Genomic DNA, 6,534 nt, shown 5'->3' on the forward strand with positions numbered 1-6,534 from the left:
TAAATAAGAGTCTTGTCTCTAGATAATTGTATTCTTTTGCCAGCTTAACTTTTTAAATCAATTTTAGTGTTATGAAAAACTTTTTTAAATTTTTAACAATAACTCTTTTAGCTGTTACGGTTTCCTGTTCTAGTGATGATGATGCTGGAAGTTCAGTAGACAATAATTCTATAGAAGGAACTTTTAGACTTACTTCATTTGTAACTCAAACAAGTTATGATCTCGATGGTGATGGGGACTCTTCAAATGATCTTTTGATAGAAACTGATTGTTATCAAAATCAAACGTTAACCTTTAATGAAGGTAATAATGGATTTTTCACGTCAACATCCTTTCTTAATATTTCCGTAGATGTCGAGATTATAAATGGTGACGAAACTTATACACAGACGGTAAATTGCGAGACCGAGAACGATATTACAAGTTTTACTTGGCAACGAAATGGTGATGGAGTGATAATTTCTACAGGATCTCAAAACGGTGCTATTAGCTCAGATTTCAACTCTGATGGTTCTTTAACGTTTACTATTTCACAAGGGTTTATTGCTGAGATTGTGGAAGGCGAAGGGACAGCAACTGTAACAGAAGATGTTGTAGCTACTTATGTGCGTATTTAAAACGTCTGTACCATAAAAAACATTCATAAAAAACCCCTGATAATTAGTTGTTTATCAGGGTTTTTATTTTACGCTTTTGCAGACTTGCCTCGCCGAGAGGCAGAAGCGAACTCTTAATGACTATCCCCTTCTTCTTTAGCTTTTAATAGGTTTTTCTGGTATCTCCCTTGCACAATATCTACGAGTACAAGTACAATAATAACAAAGTAGAAAGTGGTCTTATTCATGTGTGTGACTGGGTTTCCAAAAAGTTCTAATTTTCCAATTTCACCGCCTTCAGAGAGTAACATGACCCCTACAATAAGAAGGATAAAAAGTCCTAGTACTTCATACATTCTGTTTTTTTGAAGGAAGTTAGAGACCTTGTCCGCCATCACGATCATGAGGACACCTCCTGCAATGATTGCGATAGACATTAAGATTACTTGTCCTTTGAAGCTTTCCATATCGCTAGTAAGTGCCATGGCGCTTAAGATAGAATCAAAAGAGAATACGAGGTTCATAATCACAATCCAGAAGATAATTTTTCTAACAGATGTTTTCTTGACTTCTGTTGCCTCGTGTTCTTTAAGTAACATCATGTGCCAAATTTCTTTAATAGCTGTGTAGATAATAAAGACGCCTCCACCCAATACAATAAGACTGTGTACATTAAATTCAAATTCTAAGATTCCGTTGCCTTGTAATGATAGAAAAGGATTTTGGAAATATTGTATCACAGACATGAGTATAAAGAGCAATACAATTCGCAATACAATAGCCATCCCTACACCTAGCTTACGTACGTAGCTTTGCTTGTCAGAAGGTGCTTTTTTAGACTCTAATGAGATGTATAAAAGATTATCAAACCCTAAAACAACTTGTAATAGAACAAGCATTAATAAAGTAAATAAACTGTCGAGGGTAAATAGTCCTTCCATGAATTGATGTTGATTGGTTTTTAAGTCGCCCTAAATATACTAGTTTATTACGGTGGGGCAAATGGAATTTTAGGATTCAGATGAAAATAGAGTAGTACTCTAATTTAGAGTGTTACTCTATTTTTTGTTTTTCACCTCCCTCAATCCCTCCTTCATAGGAGGAAAGTGTTTGCGTTCTGTTTTAGGCTTGAATAAGGTTATGCAATTTCCTACCTGCCAGCGGGCTGGCTCGCACCTCGTTCTGGCGAAATATGCTAATATAAGTTTTCGCGAAAGCGGAAACCACTTAATAAATCAGATTAGGTATTCACTTTACGTAACTTCGATACCATTTAAAATACCCACAATGTATTGATCTAAAATCACTTATTTACCTATATGAAGTCTATTCTCTATATTCTATGATCTCTTTTCTTTTAAAATCAATTCGCTTTCTATTCAACTTCAGAATGTGCCACTGTTATGCAATTCCCTACCTATCAGCGGGCTGGCTCGCACCTCGTTCTAGAGAAATGACTGTAGTGTACTTTTTCGCGAAAGCGGAAAACTATTTAAGTATAATCAAAAGGAGTCTATGCTCTATATTCTTTACTCTCCTTTCTATAGTTAAAACTTCGTCCCTCTTCCCTCGTATTTCGTACTTCGCTCCTCGTATTTCTTAATGCGCTTCCAGCCAGTTTTGTCCAAGACCAACTTCTACATCCAGTGGTACTGCCATTTTAAAGGCATTTTCCATTTCGGTTTTGATGAGGGTTTTCATAACGTCTACTTCGCTATTTGGAACGTCAAACACCAATTCATCATGAACCTGTAGAAGCATCTTCGTTTTGTAATCGCTGTTTTCTAATTTATTGTAGATATTAATCATTGCTACTTTAATAATATCTGCGGCACTTCCTTGTATTGGGGCATTGACGGCATTACGCTCGGCAGCGCCTCGTACAATGGCATTTCCAGAATTGATGTCTTTTAAATACCGACGCCTGTCCAATACTGTTTTTACATAGCCATTATCGCGCGCAAAGTCTACTTGCTCACTCATGTAGTTACGTAATTTAGGATAGGTTTTGTAATAGGTTTCTATGAGTTCTTTGGCTTCAGATCGGGAGAGATCGGTTTGGTTACTCAGTCCAAACGCAGAAACCCCGTAGATAATCCCAAAGTTTACAGTCTTTGCATTGCTACGTTGCTCACGAGTCACTTCGTCTAGCGGTACATTAAAGACTTTGGCAGCGGTAGAGGCGTGAATATCTTCTCCGTTTTGGAATGCTTGAATCATTGTTTCTTCTTCACTCAATGCGGCGATAATCCGTAATTCTATTTGAGAATAATCGGCAGCGAGTAAGGTGTGATTTTCATCACGAGGGATAAATGCTTTACGAACCTCACGACCTCGTTCTGTACGAATCGGAATATTCTGGAGGTTCGGATTGTTAGAACTTAATCGTCCCGTCGCAGCCACCGTTTGCATATAATCGGTATGTACACGTTGATCTGTGCCTACTTGTGTGGGTAAGGCATCTACATACGTCGACTTTAATTTAGTAAGACCTCTATAATCTAAAATCTTCTGAATGATCTCATGATCTTTGGCAAGATAAGAGAGTACATCTTCTGCAGTTGAATATTGTCCTGTTTTGGTTTTCTTAGGCTTGTCTACCAGTTTCATTTTATCAAAAAGGATTTCTCCTAATTGTTTTGGCGAACTGATATTAAACTCTTCTCCAGCGGCTTCATATATTTCTGAAGTCAGTCGCGTGATATCTGCATCTAGTTCTGTAGAAAGTTCGTTAAGGAAATCGACATTAAGATTAATACCTTCCAGTTCCATCGCAGCAAGAACGCGTAGTAACGGAATTTCAATCTCGTCAAAAAGTTTACGAGTTCCAGCTTCGTCTAGTTCTTTTTCAAAATGCTTTTTAAGTTGTAAGGTCACATCTGCATCTTCTACCGCATATTCCGTTTGTTGGTCTATTGGGACAGCTCTCATAGAGAGTTGATTTTTCCCTTTCTTCCCAATGAGTTCTGTAATCGAAACAGGCGTATAATTCAAATAAGTCTCTGCCAGCACATCCATATTATGACGCATATCAGGATTGATGAGGTAATGCGCGAGCATGGTATCAAACAATTTTCCTTTGACCGTCACATCATATTTGGCAAGGACTTTAAGATCGTATTTTAAGTTTTGTCCAATTTTCTCGATGCCTTTAGCTTCAAAAAATGGGCGCAGTTCTTCGATGAGTGTTTGCGCTTCTTCTCGATCTTCTGGAAAGGGAATATAAAACCCTTTACCTACTTCCCAAGAAAAGGCAATTCCAACTAGTTCTGCCACGAGCGGATCAAGGCCTGTAGTTTCTGTGTCAAAACAAACAGAAGTTTGCTGGAGGAGGTTATTTAAAAATAGCTTTCGCGAAAGCGGACTATCCACATTCTGATAAAAATGAGCCGTATCGGTAATCGTTTTACGTGTAGAAGCTGCCTCCATACTTTCTGAAATGGCATCTCCATCTCCACCAAATAACGAAAACTGTCCTTCTCCTGCCGAAGGTTTAGAAGGTTGTTTTTTGGTGTCTGTTGCTGTAGGAATAGGCGTCGCTTCTTCAGAAAAGATTTTAATAAACTGATCTTTCATACGCCTAAATTCCAATTCTTCAAACTTTTTTCCAACGGCTTCGGCATCGGGTTCAGAAAGTTCATAGTCTTTGGCATTAAAAATCACATCACAATCCAGCATAATCGTTGCCAGTTGTTTTGAAAGGAGTCCGAGTTCAGCATTTTCCTTTACCTTTTCTTTCATCTTCCCTTTCAGCTTATCTACATTGGCAAGCAAGCCTTCCATAGAGCCGTATTCAGCAATAAATTTTTTGGCAGTTTTATCACCTACACCAGGAAGTCCAGGAATGTTATCACTGGCATCTCCCATCATTCCAAGGTAGTCAATTACCTGTTCTGGGTGTTCTACTTCAAAGCGTTTTTGTACTTCTGGGATTCCCCAAATTTCAATCCCATTTCCCATACGGGCGGGTTTGTACATAAATATATTTTCAGAGACCAATTGTGCATAATCCTTATCTGGTGTGACCATATATACTTTATATCCTTCTTTCTCCGCTTGTTTGGAAAGCGTTCCAATCAGATCATCTGCCTCTACACCTTCACGTTCTACAAAAGGAATATGCATCGCTTTGAGAATTTCTTTGATGTGTGGTACCGCAATCTTTATGGCTTCGGGAGTTACATCACGATTTGCTTTGTATTCTGGGAAAGCTTCGACGCGAGCACTGCTTCCTCCCTTGTCAAAAGCTACCGCAAGATGGTCTGGACGTTCTCTTCGTATCACATCAAAAAGACTGTTGGTAAAGCCCATGATAGCACTCACGTCCATACCTGTACTGGTAATTCTTGGGTTTTTGATCAGTGCATAGTAGCCTCTAAAAATGAGTGCGTACGCATCTAGTAAAAAAAGTCTTTTTTGAGTATTTTCTTCTGTGTTAGTCACTGTCGTTGTTTTTACGCTTCTGCGAAAGCTTACTTAGTATCATCACTTAATCCCATAATCACTATGGAAAAGTGTTTGTCTTTAGTAAGCTTTCGCGAAAGCGGAATTTTTAAGTATTTCCAAATGTAAGGAGATGATCGCAGAAATGGCAATACTGTTGATAAGTTGAAAAACTTCGTTGACATATTTATAGATGTAGGGATCATAATCAAAATGCTATTTGTATTTTTCGACTCTTAAATAAAACATGATGAGACCAATTGCTCTTGCTATACACGGAGGTGCCGGAACGTTACTTAAAGGCGCTATGACTTCTGAAAAAGAGAAAAATTATAAAGACGCTCTTGCATTTGCTTTAGACGAAGGATATGCTGTTCTTGATGCCAATGGTACGGCTGTTGAAGCGGTAGAGGTTGCTGTAAAAGCGTTAGAAGACTCGCCGTTATTTAATGCTGGAAAGGGAAGTGTTTTTACCGCCGAAGGGACTCACGAGATGGATGCAGCTATTATGGAAGGAAATACGTTGAATGCTGGTGCCGTGTCATTGATTACAGGTATTAAAAATCCTGTTTCGTTGGCTAGAGGTGTGATGGAAAAAAGTGATCACGTATTCTTAGCAGGAGACGGTGCCATGCGATTTGCAAAAGATCACGGGTTTACGCTAGAGGATGCAGCTTATTTTCACGATGATCTTAGATATAAACAATGGTTAGCGATAAAGGATAGTGACAATTTTCAATTGGATCATAGTGATAAAAAGGATAGTAAATTTGGAACTGTAGGTGCCGTAGCATTGGACTATGATGGGAATATAGCTGCAGCCACATCTACAGGTGGGATGACTAATAAAAAATGGGGTCGTGTAGGGGATAGTCCTATGATAGGTGCTGGGAATTATGCAAATAATAAAACCTGTGCCGTAAGCTGTACAGGGAGTGGAGAATTTTTTATTCGTGGCGTTGTGGCGTATGATGTCTCTTGTCTTATAGAATACAAAGGAATGTCACTCCAAGATGCCGCCGATGAGGTGATTCAAAAAAGAATAGTCGCGATAGGGGGTGACGGCGGATTAATTGCTATAGATGTGCATGGTAATATTGCGATGCCTTTTAATACAGAAGGAATGTATAGAGCTAAGAAAAGTTCTTTGGGAACTACCGAAATTTCTATTTATAAAGAATAGTTTTTAAAATCTAAAATCTAAAAATAGACTAAAGGCTAAAACTATACAAAAGGAGCATGAATAGGGAGGATTTTGATTTTCTTTTTCTTAATATTAAATCGATCTCCATTTGCAAGCACATGCGTTTTTAAATTAACCAAAGACATAGGCGTACCTTTATCAAGTATTTTCTCGTTATTGTGTTTCAGCTTTGTAGCATCAAACAGGATGACCATTCCAGAGCCTATCACTTCTACAATAGTACCGTTTTTGACCACAAGCCCAGTATCTTCTGCTAGCCCTATTCCGTAATATTTTGGGAATTTGGCGACT

5 protein-coding genes and 1 pseudogene are annotated in these 6,534 nt (G+C 38.3%); 2 read left to right on the forward strand and 4 right to left on the reverse strand.

The window, feature by feature from the left end:
• Positions 1-71: 71 nt before the first annotated feature.
• Positions 72-617: a hypothetical protein gene (locus Q0505_RS03060; RefSeq protein ID WP_299208648.1), complete on the forward strand. Its 546-nt coding sequence runs from the start codon at positions 72-74 to the stop codon at positions 615-617.
• Positions 618-730: 113 nt separating this feature from the next.
• On the opposite strand, the gene Q0505_RS03065 is transcribed toward Q0505_RS03060, so the two are convergent.
• From Q0505_RS03065 to Q0505_RS03075, 3 genes are all read right to left on the reverse strand, one after another.
• On the reverse strand, positions 731-1,537 hold the full coding sequence (locus Q0505_RS03065) for a tellurium resistance protein TerC (protein ID WP_299208650.1): 807 nt from the start codon (positions 1,535-1,537) through the stop codon (positions 731-733).
• 658 nt (positions 1,538-2,195) lie between these two features.
• Positions 2,196-5,039 (reverse strand): DNA polymerase I, encoded by a 2,844-nt coding sequence (polA, locus tag Q0505_RS03070; RefSeq protein ID WP_299208652.1) that lies wholly within the window; start codon positions 5,037-5,039, stop codon positions 2,196-2,198.
• 29 nt (positions 5,040-5,068) lie between these two features.
• Positions 5,069-5,224, reverse strand: a complete 156-nt coding sequence (locus Q0505_RS03075; RefSeq protein ID WP_299208654.1) for a hypothetical protein — start codon at positions 5,222-5,224, stop codon at positions 5,069-5,071.
• A 65-nt stretch (positions 5,225-5,289) separates the two neighbouring features.
• On the opposite strand from Q0505_RS03075, the gene Q0505_RS03080 reads away from it, so the two are divergent.
• Positions 5,290-6,222 carry an isoaspartyl peptidase/L-asparaginase family protein gene (locus Q0505_RS03080; protein WP_299208656.1) on the forward strand — a complete coding sequence of 311 codons (933 nt, stop codon included), beginning with the start codon at positions 5,290-5,292 and terminating at the stop codon, positions 6,220-6,222.
• Positions 6,223-6,263: 41 nt separating this feature from the next.
• On the opposite strand, the pseudogene Q0505_RS03085 reads toward Q0505_RS03080, so the two are convergent.
• Positions 6,264-6,534 (reverse strand): annotated as a pseudogene (locus Q0505_RS03085) (cyanophycinase); the annotation flags it as partial.

Source organism: uncultured Dokdonia sp., assembly GCF_937910895.1.
GTDB lineage: Bacteria > Bacteroidota > Bacteroidia > Flavobacteriales > Flavobacteriaceae > Dokdonia.

Bases quoted from the DNA above. Each gene is read 5' to 3' on its own strand.
- Q0505_RS03080 (WP_299208656.1), top strand. From the start codon at position 5,290: ATGAGACCAATTGCTCTTGCTATACACGGAGGTGCCGGAACGTTACTT.
- Q0505_RS03065 (WP_299208650.1), bottom strand. From the start codon at position 1,537: ATGGAAGGACTATTTACCCTCGACAGTTTATTTACTTTATTAATGCTT.
- Q0505_RS03060 (WP_299208648.1), top strand. From the start codon at position 72: ATGAAAAACTTTTTTAAATTTTTAACAATAACTCTTTTAGCTGTTACG.
- Q0505_RS03075 (WP_299208654.1), bottom strand. From the start codon at position 5,224: ATGTCAACGAAGTTTTTCAACTTATCAACAGTATTGCCATTTCTGCGA.